This window comes from Rhizobium sp. P2_G9 (assembly GCF_056403475.1).
In genome coordinates this window covers 14,779-28,913 of sequence record NZ_JBFUFK010000027.1, presented here as the reverse complement: position 1 = coordinate 28,913, position 14,135 = coordinate 14,779, and the positions used below count along the sequence as shown (strand labels likewise).

Sequence of the window (14,135 nt, the reverse complement as noted above, 5' to 3'; positions counted from 1 at the left end):
GTGCCGGAAACGCCAGGCGGGGATCAAAGACTGCTCGAGCTTCGCGGAGCCCGTCACATGGCCGCGTCGTCGGCATGCATTTCCGGGGTCAGGATGTCAGAGGAGTAGAGCACGGCCGGCACCTTGCCGTTGTTCTTCCACCAATGCGAGAGATGGCCGAATTCAGCGGTGACATCGCCCTTCTTGTGCAGGATCGGCACTTTGCAGGTGCTGCGGTATTCGGTGATCGAGCCTGAAATGACCAGGATATTGGCCGGGCGCATCTCATGCGAATGCCAGGGAACGATGCCGCCCGGCTGCACGACCAGCTTGCGCATCCTGAGCATGCTGCCCTTCCAGGCGTCGCCCTTGGGCGAGAGGTCGATGCTCTGGATGATGGTGTCGGTGACGCCCTTCGGCATCATCGGACCGGGCTTCATGCCGTTTTCGGCGACCTGATCGGCCGGGCAATCGCCGGCGAAGGCGGACGTGGCGGGTAGGCTGGCGCCGAATGTCAGCGCGGTGACGGCCAGTGCCGCCAACGAGATGCGATTGGTTGTCAGTGTGAAGTTCATGGACGGGTTCTCCTGGTTGGAGCCCGGCAAGATCGATGCCGGGCATGCGAGGAGAGTGGTCGATGCTCGGCCGAAAGAGAAATGCCGGATAACTTTGGTTTCGATAGCCGAGCGCTATCGCCGAATGCGGGGCAAATGCCAAAAGCCCGGCAGAGAGCCGGGTTGTTATGTCAAGACGATGTCATATGCTCAGTATGGACGGCTTGAAGGTCCGGCCCAGCCGTAGGATTTCACGGCGCTGACGAAGGCTGAGACCGCCGGCGAGAAGCGGCGGCCGGCGACCGTTACCAGGCAGACCTCGCGGGTGACCTCGGGTTCTGCAACCGGCCGGACCTGAAGGCCCGGAATGACGGCGCTGTATTCGGGGATGAAGCAGATGCCAAGGCCGCCGGCAACCAGATTCTGGATCCAATCCTCTCGTTCGCTGGAGTAGGAATCGAGCGTCTTGACGCCCTGCGCATCGCAGAGGTCGGAGAGGTAGTCCCAATATTCGCAATTGACGCGGCGGAGATAAACTTCGCCATCGATGGCGGCGATCGGGATGGCATCATATTCGCCGAGCCGGTGGCCGGCGGGAAAAGCCAGCATGAACCGTTCGCGGAAAAGGCCCGTCACGTCGAAACGTTCCGGAAAGGTCGTTGCCGTCGACATCAGAGCCACGTCGATTTCGCCGGTCTCGAGGAGTTCTGACAGTTTTGGAGGCACGCCTTCGACCAGTTGCAACTGGATGCCCTTGTGGCGCATGTTGAAATCGGTCAGCAATCCGGTGAACCGCCGCGGCCCGATCGTACACATGATGCCGACCTTGAGATGCGCCTCGTTGAGACAGAGAAAGCGCGATGCCTCGGTGCGCACGCCCAGCAATTCATCCTGCACCTGCTGGAAACGTGGCCTGAGCAGGTTGCCGAGATCGGTGACGTGCGTGAGGTTCCGCTCGCGGCGGAAGAGCAGGCCGCCAACCTCATCTTCGAGTTGCTGTATGGCGCGGCTCAAGGCCGGCTGCGTCACATTGCACTTTTCGGCCGCGCGCGTGAAATTGCGCGTTTCACACACGGCCAGAAAATACCGGATATGATGTATATCCACTGCCACCCCTCCCGGGAATGAATTCTATTTTCGATGCCGCCAGTTTCCCCGCCGACGGCATTCTCATCCAATGCCATGGATTTATCAATTCCATACCAGACCGGCATTTCTAAAGTGAAACAGGGTGATCCACAGTGATTGCAGGACGCCGGATGGCGTTGTCGATTGCAGTGGAGAGCGCCCATGCTGAACAGCCTTGATCCCGAACTTGATACTCTTGCCGGCCGCAAGCCTTTGGAAGGCCGCAGCGCCATCGTCACCGGCTCGACCAGCGGCATTGGCCTGGGCATTGCGCACGCATTGGCCAGAGCAGGCGCTGCGGTCATGCTCAACGGCTTCGGTGACCCTGCCGAGATCGAGACAGTGCGCGCCGGCCTTGCCGAGGACAATGACGTCGATGTCGCCTACGATCCCGCCGACATGTCGAAGCCTGACGCCATCCGCATGATGGTCGAGCGGGCGGCGACGCGCTTCGGCCAGGTCGACATCGTCGTCAACAATGCCGGCATCCAGCATGTCTCGCCGGTCGGCACGTTTCCGCCGGAGAAGTGGGATGCCATCCTCGCCATCAATCTTTCCGCCGCCTTCCATCTGGTGCAGGCGACATTTGACGGCATGTGCACCCGGCGCTACGGCAGGATCGTCAACGTCGCTTCGGCGCATGGCTTGATCGCGTCGCCGTTCAAATCGGCTTACGTGGCAGCGAAGCATGGCCTTGTCGGTTTCACCAAGACGATTGCGCTTGAAGGCGCCGAGTTCGGCGTCACCGCCAATGCGATCTGCCCCGGCTATGTCTGGACGCCGCTGGTTGAACAGCAGATCGACGATCAGGCGAAGTCGCACAATATCGCCCGCGACGCGGTGATCCGCGACGTCTTCCTCAAGGACCAGCCGACCAAGCGCTTTGCCACCGTCGAGGAGATGGGTGCGCTTGCCGTGTTTCTTTGCGGTGGTCTCGCCGCGTCGATCACCGGCACGGCAATTCCCGTCGACGGCGGCTGGACCGCCCATTGATCAACCAAGGCAGATGACAGGGAGGTCATCATGAACACCCATGTGAAAGCCGAGCCCAGGATGAAGCCCGAAATTTCGGTCAGCAAACGCGAGCCAAGAGCAATCAACCTCGCGCTTCAGGGAGGCGGCGCCCATGGCGCCTTCACCTGGGGCGTGCTGGACCGGCTGCTCGACGAGCCCAACCTGTCCTTCGAAGGCGTGGTAGCGACCAGCGCCGGTGCGATGAACGCAGCCGTCATGGCCTATGGCCTGGCCGAGGGCGGGCGCAGCGGCGCGCAGACGGCACTTGCCAATTTCTGGCGGCGCGTCAGCCATGCCGCCGCCTCCGGACCGCTGCAGCCGACGATCTTCGATCGCTTTACCGGCTCCCGAGCGCTGGAACTGTCGCCGGCTTTCATCATGTTCGACATGGTCACACGGCTGATGTCGCCCTATCAGTTCAACCCGCTCAACTTCAACCCGCTCAGGCAAGTGCTGGAGCAATGCGTCGATCTTGACGCGGTGCGCATGGCGCGCTGTCCGATCAAGCTCAACATCTGCGCCACCAATGTCCGGACCGGCAAGGTCAAGGTCTTCGACAATGACGAATTGTCGATAGACGCCATCATGGCGTCAGCCTGCCTGCCATTGCTGTTCCAGGCGGTCGAGATCGACGGAGAGGCTTATTGGGATGGCGGCTATATGGGCAATCCGGCGATTTTCCCGCTGATCTATGGCTGCGACACGCCCGATGTCCTCGTCGTCCATATCAATCCGATCGAGCGCGCCGAAATGCCGCGGACAGCGGGAGAAATCCTCAACCGCATCAATGAGATCAGCTTCAATTCGTCGCTCTTGCGGGAAATGCGTGCGGTGGCCTTCGTCACCGATCTCATCGACAGTGCCGAGGCGCCGCCCGCGCATCTCAAGCGGATCTTCGTCCACGGCATTTCCGATGACGACACGATGCGGGCGCTCTCCGTCTCGAGCAAGCTCAATGCTGATTGGGGCGCGCTCGTCGATCTGAGAGACCGCGGCCGCGAATGCGCCGATCTCTGGCTCATCGCCAACTACCAGGACATCGGCAAGCGATCGACGGTGGATATCCGCGAGCGGTATCTCTGACGTGGTTTTTGGCGGGCAATACCAGGCTAGCTACCTTTGCCCTGGAGGCCTGCCGCTTACGTCGCCTTCGACGGCAACACCTGAAGAAGACTGCAGCGTTTCATGTGACGATGGGGTTCATGCGCAACACGCGTCAGCGTTTGCGTACGAATTCCGTCCGAAGCACCAGGCCCTTGATCGCCTCGTGCCTGCAGTCGATTTCCTCCGGATCGTCGGTCAGGCGAATCGAGCGGATCACCGTGCCCTGCTTGATCGTCTGGTTTGCGCCCTTGACCTTCAGATCCTTGATCAGCGTGACGGAATCGCCATCCGCCAACACATTGCCGGATGCGTCGCGCGCGACCGGCTTGCCGGCCGCCGCCATCTCCGATGCTGGGCGCCATTCGCCGGTGGCTTCGTCATAGACATAATCATCGTCGTCGCCCGGCATGGTCTCTCCAGTCACTGCGTGATGCGTGAACCGGCGGACGCCGGCGATTGTGGGGGTTATCGCAGCCGGGAGCGTTGGGCAATGGGTATCGGATGGGCGCCTCCGATCGCGCATACCGCGGATTATCAAATCCAAAAGCACACGGCATTTTTGGTCAACGCTGCCACCGGTCATTCTCTTATCGACGCCCGGCGCGAATCCCTGCGCCGGCCCGATCAAGGAAACAGGAATGACAACGCACACGATCAAATCGGATCTTACCAACACCTATGAGATCAAGACGTCCGGCGACGACTGGACTTTCACAAAAGACTTTTCGGTCGATACCGATGGCCTCGGCATTTTCATCAGCAACCAGCATGTTGGCAACAGCGTCCTGATCGATGGTCAGGCGCACGGCGATAAGGCCGGCGTCGCCTGCGCAGCCGACGACACCGTGATCACGCTCGGATCGACCGCCAAGGTGACCGGCAATTATGGGATTGGTTTCGTCGGCGACAATATCTCCATCGTCAATGACGGCAGGATTGTTGGGACCCAGCTGGGCGTCGGCAGTGGAGACTGCGACCATGTGACATTCACAAACCGGAGCTCGGTCAAGGCCGATGACGCCGTTTTCGTCACCGGCAATTCCAGCGTCATCAATGCTGAAGGGGCGACCCTGATCGGCAATGCGATCGGTGTCGCATTTACCGGCGCCATCGACACGCATGCACGCCTTGTCAATCACGGTACGATCGCCGGGACACAGGATGCCGTCCTCGGCAATCAAGGCGATCTGACAGTGATCAATGATGGCACCATTACCGGCACGATCGTCCTTGGATCGGGAACAGGATCAGGCCGTTTCGACAACCGCGGCGGAGTCATCATCAACGATGATAGCGGTGTGCGCGGGGGCATGGGCAACGATACGCTGATCACCGACAGCGCCAAGGTCAAACTCATCGAAGTGGCCGATCAGGGGATTCATGACACCGTCCGGTCGACGGTGAGTTATCGGCTTTCGGCCAATGTCGAGGATCTTTTCCTGCTCGGCAGCAAAAGCATCAACGCCACCGGCACCAATCTGGAAGACGTGCTGCACGGCAATTCGGGAGATAACCTGATCAAGGGGCTTGCTGGACTGGACCAGCTTTATGGTCACAAAGGCAACGATATCCTGACTGGCGGCGGCGACGCCGATATCTTCCATTTCTCCACCGGCGATGGCCATGACACCATCACCGATTTCGAGAACGGGCTCGACAGTGCAAATATTTCCGGCTGGAAGGCTATATCAGACTTCGACGATTTGATGCAGCATCACATTGCATTCAACAACGGCGATGCCATCATCACCGCAGGCCAGGATTCGCTGACGCTGATGGATGTGGCTAAAGCAGACCTTGACGCCGGCGACTTTGTCTTCGGGACGTGACACCGGTTTGCTCATGCCTTGCCGTCGACAGACTTGCTGCTTCCTCTGATTGTTCCACTGTGGCCCACCCAAGTCCGGCCCTACCGGAGCGTGGAGCATCGGAGGCTGTCGCGGCAGGTGGACGCATGCGGGAGAGCCGCCCCTTGGCTCTGAAGCCACGCGCAACACGAAGTTTTACCCCCCGGCATCTGCGCGATCCCCGTATCCGCCAATCGCAGATGCCCAACTGCAGCCCCCGTCCACACTGCGACGGGGGCTTCTTTTACGAACGATCGGCAGCGCCGTTACATAGAAACTGCGTATCGAAACCATGCAGAGACAGCATTTCAGTTGAAGGCCGGGTTTTGGGAAGGTGGTGCCAGTCAAGCCGATAGCGGTTTGACATTCCAACACCAGGAGATTTCCCATGAATGCCACCCGCCTTCTCATCGGCTCCGCCATTGCCGCCGCCACCACCATGGCTGCCGCCAGCGCCTACGCCGGCCCGGCTCCGAAGCCGGATTTCTCGTTCGAAAAGTGCTTCGGCATCGTCAAGGCAGGCCTGAACGACTGCCAGACGGCAAGCCATTCCTGCGCCGGCACCGCGACGGCCGACAATGCCAAGGATTCCTGGATCTACGTGCCGGCCGGCACCTGCTCCAAGATCAATGGCGGCAGCCTCGAACCCAAGGCCTGATCTCTCCCGAGCCCCCAACCGCCCACCTGAAGGAGCAACCGATGTCCAAGATATTTCCGAGCAATCCGGTGCCGAACGCCGCGGGCATCGGTCTCCGCTCCCAGCATATTGGCGAGATGCTGTCCCGGCGCCCAACGGCGGGATGGCTTGAAGTCCATGCGGAGAACTATATGGGCGGCTCGGCCGCCGTCGATGCGCTGGAACGGCTGCGGGAGACCTATCCGCTGTCCATTCATGGCGTCGGCCTGTCGCTCGGCAGTGCTACCGGTCTCGACCGGCAGCACCTGGAGCGCATGCGCAAGCTCTGCCTGCGCTTCCAGCCGAGCCTGGTCTCCGAGCACCTCGCCTGGAGCGTCGCCGATGGCGCCTATCTCAACGATCTCTTGCCGCTGCGCTATGACGAGCAGGCGCTGGTCGTGGTCGCGGCCAATGTCAGCCGGCTGCAGGATGTGCTGCAGCGGCGCGTCTTCATCGAAAACCTGTCGGCCTATGTCGCCTTCGAGAATTCGACGATGAGCGAGGCGGAATTCCTGGCCGAGCTCGTGCGCCTTACCGATTGCGGCCTGCTGCTCGACGTCAATAATGTCTATGTCTCGGCCTGCAATCTCGGCTTCGACGCCAAAGCCTTCATCGATCTGCTGCCGGCGCATGCCATCGGCGAAATCCATCTCGCCGGCCATGCGGTCAACGAGGTCGATGGCGACATCGTGCTGATCGACGACCACGGCTCCCGCGTGCCGCCGGCGGTGTGGTCGCTCTATTCCTATGCGCTACGCCGGATCGGCCCGCGTCCGACGCTCATCGAATGGGATACCGATGTGCCGGAACTCGACGTCCTGCTCGGCGAGGCCATGTGGGCCGATATGCTGGCGCAATCCATCGCCTTCGAGAGCCGCGCACTGTCGGCGCCCCCCGCGGCGAGCGTCGGCCGGTTCGACGGCATGCTGCTGCCGATGACGCCGGAAAACGTCAAGGGGCCGATGCCGGCGCTCGCGGCGCTGGCGACGATCACGCCATCGGTCTTCGCCAATCACGCCAGCACAAGGAGGATAAGCCATGCTCGCTAATCCCGACCTGCAATCGCGCATCTCGCGGGCGATCCTCTACCATGATGTCGATGATCTCGCACCGATGCTGGCAAAGGGCGCGTTCGACCCGCTGCGCCGCTTCAACATCTATCGCAACAACACGTTCGCGTCGCTGACGGCGACCCTGCTCGCCGTCTTTCCAGTCGCGGCCCAGCTGATGGGCGAGAGCTATTTCCGCTATGCCGCCAGCATTTTCATCCGCTGCAATCCGCCCCAGGAAGCCCGGCTCGTCCGCTACGGCGGCAATTTCGCCGACTTCCTCGCCGGCTTCGAAGATCTGCGTTCCATGCCCTTCATTGCCGAGACGGCTCGGCTGGAATGGATGATCGCCGAGGCGCTCGACGCACCGGTCCTGCCGGCCTGCAGCCTTTCGCAACTCGACGACGGCGAAGACGAAACCGTGCCGGAACTCTTCCTGCAGCCGTCGCTGCGCCTCATCGTCTGTCGCTGGCCGGCTCTGGAGATCTGGTCGGCGCATCAGGCGGGCGGAAATATCGAGGCGCTCGCCAGGCTTCGCCGCCGGCCGGAGCGGGTCGCCCTCTGGCGCAGCCGCGACACCGTGCGTTTCCTCCTTCTCGATGCGCCACATCTCGCCTTCCTGCATGCGCTCAGAACGCGGTCCAATCTGGAGAACGCCGTTCGCAGCGTTCTCGCCCGTGCCCCCGATTTCGACCTCGCCAGCGGCTTTGCCGGGCTGTTTGCAGACGGCCTCGTCGTGCGGGTTTGCCACACCAAGCCAACAACCTATTGAACAGGACGGAAACCATGACCATGATGAACCCCGTTTCCATGCCCCAGAGAGCTGGTCTCGTCGGACTTTATTCCGCTGCGCTTGCGCGCGTGAATTCCCTGCCGCTGTCGCTTGTGCAGCTCGTCTCCCGCCTCGCGGTCGCGCATGTCTTCTGGCAATCGTCGCAGAGCAAGCTCGCCTCCTGGCCAGTGACGATCCAGCTGTTCACGCTCGAATACAAGCTGCCGCTGATCGACCCCGGGGTTGCCGCGTTGCTGGCGACGACGGCCGAGGTCAGCGGCTGCGTGCTGATCTTCTTCGGCCTGTTCTCGCGGCTGGCGGCGCTGATGCTGCTCGGCGTCATCTCGACGATCCAGCTTCTCGTCTATCCACAGAACTGGCCGGATCATCTGCTGTGGACAGCACCTCTGCTGCTGATCCTCACACGCGGGGCCGGTGTCGTCTCGCTCGACTATCTCGCAAGCCGCCTGCTGTTGAAGGGGCGCTGAACGATGCGTGCCCTGGTCGAAGACAGACCTCAGGTCGAAAACACTCCCCTGGTGAAAAACAATGGCGGCCTGACTGCGCCGGATTTGAACGCGCCTCAAGCCGCGGGAGCCCGCCCGAGGGTGGTGATCCTCGGGGCCGGTTTCGGCGGCCTCGCCGCGGCCATGGGCCTGCGCCATGCCGACGTGGATGTCACGGTGATCGACCGCCGCAACTATCACCTTTTCCAGCCGCTGCTCTATCAGGTGGCAACGGCCGGCCTTTCCCCCGCGCAGATCGCCATGCCGATCCGCCGCATCCTGTCGCGCCAGGGAAACGCCACGGTGCTGATGCAGCGCGTCGAAGGCATCGACAAAGAGGCGCGGATCGTCCGGACGACCAGCCGCGAAATTCGCTACGACTACCTTATCGTCGCCACCGGTGCGCGGCACGCCTATTTCGGCAAGGACGAATGGGCCGAGATTGCGCCCGGCCTGAAGACCATCGGCGACGCCACCGAAATCCGCGCCAGGATCCTGTCGGCTTTCGAACGCGCTGAAGCGGCAGAGGACGAGGCTGACCGGGAGCGGCTCCTGACCTTCGTCGTCGTCGGCGGCGGTCCGACCGGAGTCGAGCTCGCAGGCGCGATTGCCGAGCTGGCGCGCAAAGTCATCATCCACGATTTTCGCCGCATCGATTCATCGTCGGCGCGTGTTGTGCTGATCGAAGCCGGCAACCGCGTCCTGCCGACCATGCCCGAGGCGCTCTCCGACAGAGCCAAGCGGCAGTTGGAGGCTCTGGGCGTTGAGGTGCGCTTGCAGGAGCGGGTGACCGGATGCGACGCCGATGGCGTCATGCTCGGCGAGGAACAGAAAATCCGATCGTCCTGCGTGCTGTGGGCGGCCGGTGTGATGGCGTCGAAAGCGGCAAAATGGCTTGGCGTGCCGGGTGATCGTGCCGGTCGTGTCCACGTCGACCGGAACCTCAATCCGCCGGACCACGATGATATCTTCGTCATCGGCGACACCGCTGCAGTGCTGCATGCCGATGGGAGGCCTGTCCCGGGCATCGCGCCAGCCGCCAAGCAAATGGGCCAGCATGCGGCGCGCACCATCCTCGCCCGTTTGGCAGGCCGGACCATCGAACCTTTTGCCTACCGGCATCTCGGCAATCTGGCGACGATCGGACGCAAGGCAGCCGTTGCCGATTTCGGCCGCATCCGGCTGTCGGGCCTTACCGCCTGGCTGGTCTGGAATATCGCCCATCTCTGGTTTCTCGTCGGTTTTCGCAACCGCGCCGTGGTGTTCATGGACTGGGCCTTGGCCTATCTCCGCTATGACCGCAGCGCCCGTCTGATCACCGATCGCCATGAACGCTAGGCTTTTCCCACGGATCAAAATGGGGCGTGCGGTCACCGCATTGCTGCTCGTTGCCGTCCTGTCCACGGCGGCTCTCGTGCATCTGATCTGGCTGCGCACCGCGACCGAGAATGTCGAAACGGTCGTGGCGAGCCTTGATGCGCAAAGCACTGCTGCCGTGCGCAACGACCTGTCTTCGAACCTCGCGCTTGTGTCCAGCACCGCCGAGATCGTCAGGTCGATCTTCTTCCAAGGTGCGATCAAACCGGACGATGAAGTGAAGCGGGAATTCCTGTTCCTGTCGCTGTTGCGTGAGCAGCCGGCCATCGCCTGGATCGGCTTCGGCTTTCCCAATGGCCATTTCTTCGGCTCGCATGCGACAGCGGACGGGCAGATCGAAATGGTCGAGATCAATGCCGGCCTGCCGGGCAAGCCGCGCGCCCTGCGCCGCGACCTCTACAAGCCCATCCCCGGCGATATCTTCTTCGAAAATCGGCTCAAGTCGGAAAGCGCCTATGTGGCGGAGGGGTCGCCCTGGTACCGCCTCGGCAAGGCAAGCGTCGAGCCCGCCTGGAGCGTCGTCAACATCCTGCCAAACGGCTTCGAACCGGCGATCATCGTCTCCAAGAAAGTCGAAGCGTTTGGGCATTTCGAGGGTGTGGTGATGGTTGCCGTCAGCCTCAATCGTCTGTCGGCAGCGCTTGCGGCCCTCAATATTCCGAAAGGCAGCAAGGTTTTTGTGCTCGCCAAAGGCAATATGGTACTGGCGACATCAGACCCGTCGGATGGTGTCGTCGCCGCTCATCTCGCGGATTTCCCGCCATCGGATGCGCTTGCTGCCGCCGTCGCCTCGACCGAGACCGGCGACAAGGCGGACAGCGTCCGCACCATGGTCGACAGCAAGATTCTCGGGCCGGTTTTCGTCTCGTCGAGCAAGCTGCCGTTCGAGGACTGGCGGCTGGTCACAGCCGTACCGCGGGCCACCTTCGCCGGCGACATCGATGCGAATACCAAGCGCGTGATCTTCATCATTGCCGGTCTGGCCGGACTTGCCGCGATCACCGCCATCGTGTTCGCTCGGATCATGTTTGCCCGGCCGCTGTCTCGCCTGGCCCAGCAATTGCTCCTGATCGAGCGATTCGAGCTCGACGCCGTCGAGCACCACCCCGTGCTGCTCACCGAACTTGACGATTTCTCGTCGGCGCTGAAGCGGATGTCGACAGGCCTGTCCGCCTTTGCCCGCTTCACGCCGGTGGAGGTTGTTCGCCCCCTCATCGATGGCGGCATTGCGGCCAAGCCGGGCGGCGAGTTGAGGGAAGTGACGGTGCTGTTTGCCGATCTGCCGGGCTTCACCGAGCTTACCGAAGAGCTCGGGGCAGGGGTCGAGCCAAGCCTGACGCGCTTCCTGACGCTCTCCATCGCCGCCGTGCATGCCGAAGGCGGAACGGTCGACAAGTTCATCGGCGACGCCGTGATGGCGATCTGGAATGCGCCCAATGACGAGCCGGAGCATGCGCTGCGCGCCTGCCGGGCTGCGGCGGCCATCCGTGACGCCATGCATGCCATGTCGCCGATTGCGCCAAAGCACGACGCGGTTCGGGTGCGCATTGGCATCAATACCGGCGTGGCGCTGGTCGGCAATATCGGCTCGGCGGAACGGCTGAGCTACACGGCGATCGGCGACCCGGTCAATCTCGCAAGCCGCCTTGTCGGCATCGCCAAGGAGCAGGGCGTGGAGATCGTGCTGAGTGACGAGACGCTTGTGAAAACCCGCGGCCGTCTGGCCACACGGGCGCTGGGCGGTGTCTCCGTCCGAGGCAAGACGGCGCCGGTCGACGTGCACACGATCGATCGGGTGAGGTGAGGGGCGGGGATATGGCTATCAGCTGGCTCCTGCTTGCGACACTGATCTGGCTGCAGAGCAAGCATTTCGTCGCCGACTATATGCTGCAGCCGGGGTGGATGATCGGCGGCAAGGGCGATTTCGCCAGACCGGGCGGATATGTTCATGCCGGCATTCACGCCATCGCCACCATGCCGATCCTATGGATCTCGACGCCGAATTTGATCTGGGTCGTGGTTGTCGGCGGCGGCGAGTTTGTCATCCATTTCGTCATCGACCATTCCAAGGCCGTTCATGGCCGATTGCATCCGCAATCGATGAACAGCCGTCTGTTCTGGATGTTGCACGGGCTCGACCAACTGGCCCACCATCTGACCTATTCTGCAATTCTTGCTACGATCATCTACAGTCATGGTGTCAGCTGAAGCGTGCGGCATGCTTGCGGATTCAAGCGACCTGCTTTGTCTCTTTGTTTGGCTCATGTCGTTGTCGCTAAACTGGGACACTTTCGGGCAGCGTGATCCAGGCCCTGATACGAGACCTCACACAAGCCGGTGTCTCGTGAGAAAATATTTGAAGGCTGCTGTAACTTTCGCAGCCCGACTTTCGTAAATGCCTATGAGAGCCGCCGCCTCCAAGAGCAGCGCGCTGGGTGGAAGCAGGAAGACATGGTCGCCATCGATCCAAGCGAAGTTCATATACCCGAACCACCGAGAAAAATTCTCGTCCGCCGGCACTCCGTCGTCACACGCCTGTGCCATTGGCTGAACGTGCTTTGCCTGACCATGCTGCTGATGAGCGGGCTGCAGATCTTCAACGCCTATCCGGCGCTGCATTGGGGACAGTATGGCGCCGACAACGATCCTTCCTTTGTCGAAATCGGTTCGGACGGCGATGGCGACGCGATGCGCGGCTACCTGCGTATCGGCAGCCTGACGATCACGACGACGGGCCTGCTCGGTGCGTCGCGGCAGGATGGGGAGATGACGGCGCGGGCCTTTCCGGCCTGGATCACGATTCCCGGCTACCAGGATCTGGCGACCGGCAGGCGCTGGCATTTCTTCTTCGCCTGGCTGTTTGTAATCAATGGCCTGATTTATCTGGCGACAAGCCTTGTCTCCGGTCATCTCCGCCGAGACCTGGCGCCGAAGTTGAGCGAAATCGCCCCACGGCACATCTGGCAGGAGATCATACAGCATGCGCGATTGCGTTTTCCCAAAGGCGACGAGGCCCGGCATTACAATGCCCTGCAAAAGCTCGCCTATGTCGCCGTCATCGTCGTGCTGTTGCCGCTGATGTTGGCAACTGGCCTGACCATGTCGCCGGGGATCGATGCCGGCTTCCCCTGGCTGCTCGATATCTTCGGCGGCCGTCCGTCGGCGCGGGCGATCCATTTCTTCTGCGCCTGGAGCATCGTGCTGTTCGTCATCGTCCATGTGGCGATGGTGATCCTGTCGGGTTTCTGGAACAACATGCGCTCGATGGTGACCGGGCGCTACGCGATCGAGACGAAGGAGCCGTCCGAATGAGTTCTCTCCTGTTCAGCCGTCGCCGCATCCTGGTCGGCTCCGCGCTCGGGCTTGGTGCCATCGGGCTTTCCGGCTGCGATGCGGTGGTTGAAAACCAGAGCGTCAACGACGTTCTCGCCATGGCCGAGAAACTGACCATGGGGTCGCAGCGGCTGCTCGTGCCGCGCGACAAGCTGGCGCGGGAATTTTCGGAGGCTGATATTTCGCCGACCTTCCGCTCGAACGGCACCAGCCAGCCCGACAGCGACGCCTATACGCAGATGATGGAAACCGGCTTTGTCGACTGGCGCCTGAAGATCGACGGCCTGGTCGAGCGGCCGATGGCGTTTTCGCTGGCCGATCTGAAGAAGCTGCCGTCGCGGACGCAGATTACCCGTCACGACTGTGTCGAGGGCTGGAGCGCGATTGGCAAGTGGACCGGGGTTCCGCTCGGCCTGCTGCTCAAGACGGCGGGCGTCAAGCCAAATGCCCGTTATGCCGTGTTCTACTGCGCCGACGACCTCGAACAGTCGCTGGATGGTTCGGGCCGCTATTACGAGAGCGTCGACCTGATCGATGCTTTCCACCCCCAGACCATCCTCGCCTACGGCATGAACGGTAAGGATCTGGAAGTGGCGCATGGGGCGCCGCTGCGTCTGCGGGTCGAGCGTCACCTGGGCTACAAGCAGGCCAAATACCTCATGCGTATCGAATTGCGCGACCGGTTCAATGACCTGGGCAGCGGCAAGGGTGGCTTCTGGGAGGACCGCGGCTACGAATGGTATGCCGGTATCTGAGGCTCTGCCCAGTGCGCTGAGGCGCGGGCGCTAAACCGCAT

At 62.0% G+C, this 14,135-nt stretch carries 15 protein-coding genes; 12 read left to right on the top strand and 3 right to left on the bottom strand.

Annotated elements, in window-relative coordinates:
* Positions 1–53: 53 nt before the first annotated feature.
* Both AC1DYF_RS21795 and AC1DYF_RS21790 read right to left on the bottom strand, forming a co-directional pair.
* Positions 54–554: a cupin domain-containing protein gene (locus tag AC1DYF_RS21795; RefSeq protein WP_477878861.1), complete on the bottom strand. Its 501-nt coding sequence runs from the start codon at positions 552–554 to the stop codon at positions 54–56.
* A 189-nt stretch (positions 555–743) separates the two neighbouring features.
* Positions 744–1,640, bottom strand: coding sequence for a LysR family transcriptional regulator (locus tag AC1DYF_RS21790; protein WP_477878860.1), 897 nt, complete (start codon positions 1,638–1,640; stop codon positions 744–746).
* 183 nt (positions 1,641–1,823) lie between these two features.
* Here AC1DYF_RS21790 and AC1DYF_RS21785 point away from each other — a divergent pair, with 183 nt between their 5' ends.
* Positions 1,824–2,654, top strand: a complete 831-nt coding sequence (locus AC1DYF_RS21785) for a 3-hydroxybutyrate dehydrogenase (RefSeq protein WP_477878859.1) — start codon at positions 1,824–1,826, stop codon at positions 2,652–2,654.
* A 30-nt stretch (positions 2,655–2,684) separates the two neighbouring features.
* Positions 2,685–3,758, top strand: a complete 1,074-nt coding sequence (locus tag AC1DYF_RS21780; protein WP_477878858.1) for a patatin-like phospholipase family protein — start codon at positions 2,685–2,687, stop codon at positions 3,756–3,758.
* A 133-nt stretch (positions 3,759–3,891) separates the two neighbouring features.
* Here AC1DYF_RS21780 and AC1DYF_RS21775 read toward each other — a convergent pair whose 3' ends face one another.
* Positions 3,892–4,188, bottom strand: coding sequence for an alkylphosphonate utilization protein (locus AC1DYF_RS21775; RefSeq protein ID WP_477878857.1), 297 nt, complete (start codon positions 4,186–4,188; stop codon positions 3,892–3,894).
* Between the two features lie 229 nt (positions 4,189–4,417).
* Between AC1DYF_RS21775 and AC1DYF_RS21770 the strand changes: the two genes are divergently transcribed.
* The 10 genes from AC1DYF_RS21770 (at position 4,418) to AC1DYF_RS21725 (ending at position 14,094) form a co-directional block, all read left to right on the top strand.
* Positions 4,418–5,608 carry a calcium-binding protein gene (locus tag AC1DYF_RS21770; RefSeq protein WP_477878856.1) on the top strand — a complete coding sequence of 397 codons (1,191 nt, stop codon included), beginning with the start codon at positions 4,418–4,420 and terminating at the stop codon, positions 5,606–5,608.
* Positions 5,609–6,014: 406 nt separating this feature from the next.
* On the top strand, positions 6,015–6,284 hold the full coding sequence (locus tag AC1DYF_RS21765; protein ID WP_477878855.1) for a BufA1 family periplasmic bufferin-type metallophore: 270 nt from the start codon (positions 6,015–6,017) through the stop codon (positions 6,282–6,284).
* Between the two features lie 41 nt (positions 6,285–6,325).
* A complete protein-coding gene (gene bufB / locus AC1DYF_RS21760) occupies positions 6,326–7,351 on the top strand; it encodes an MNIO family bufferin maturase (RefSeq protein WP_477878854.1) in 1,026 nt (341 codons plus the stop codon).
* Complete coding sequence (locus AC1DYF_RS21755; RefSeq protein WP_477878853.1) at positions 7,341–8,123, top strand: HvfC/BufC family peptide modification chaperone; 783 nt, start codon at positions 7,341–7,343, stop codon at positions 8,121–8,123. Before bufB ends, AC1DYF_RS21755 begins: the two co-directional genes overlap by 11 nt.
* Before the next feature lie 14 nt (positions 8,124–8,137).
* Positions 8,138–8,611 (top strand): DoxX family protein, encoded by a 474-nt coding sequence (locus AC1DYF_RS21750; RefSeq protein WP_477878852.1) that lies wholly within the window; start codon positions 8,138–8,140, stop codon positions 8,609–8,611.
* Positions 8,612–8,614: 3 nt separating this feature from the next.
* Positions 8,615–9,967, top strand: a complete 1,353-nt coding sequence (locus tag AC1DYF_RS21745) for an NAD(P)/FAD-dependent oxidoreductase (RefSeq protein ID WP_477878851.1) — start codon at positions 8,615–8,617, stop codon at positions 9,965–9,967.
* The gene (locus tag AC1DYF_RS21740; protein WP_477878850.1) at positions 9,957–11,810 is read left to right on the top strand and encodes an adenylate/guanylate cyclase domain-containing protein; all 1,854 of its coding nucleotides are present in this window, start codon (positions 9,957–9,959) and stop codon (positions 11,808–11,810) included. Before AC1DYF_RS21745 ends, AC1DYF_RS21740 begins: the two co-directional genes overlap by 11 nt.
* 11 nt (positions 11,811–11,821) lie before the next feature.
* Positions 11,822–12,214: a DUF3307 domain-containing protein gene (locus AC1DYF_RS21735; protein ID WP_477878849.1), complete on the top strand. Its 393-nt coding sequence runs from the start codon at positions 11,822–11,824 to the stop codon at positions 12,212–12,214.
* Positions 12,215–12,457: 243 nt separating this feature from the next.
* Positions 12,458–13,318: a cytochrome b/b6 domain-containing protein gene (locus tag AC1DYF_RS21730; RefSeq protein WP_477878848.1), complete on the top strand. Its 861-nt coding sequence runs from the start codon at positions 12,458–12,460 to the stop codon at positions 13,316–13,318.
* Positions 13,315–14,094 (top strand): molybdopterin-binding protein, encoded by a 780-nt coding sequence (locus tag AC1DYF_RS21725; RefSeq protein WP_477878847.1) that lies wholly within the window; start codon positions 13,315–13,317, stop codon positions 14,092–14,094. Before AC1DYF_RS21730 ends, AC1DYF_RS21725 begins: the two co-directional genes overlap by 4 nt.
* The last annotated feature ends 41 nt before the right edge of the window (positions 14,095–14,135 follow it).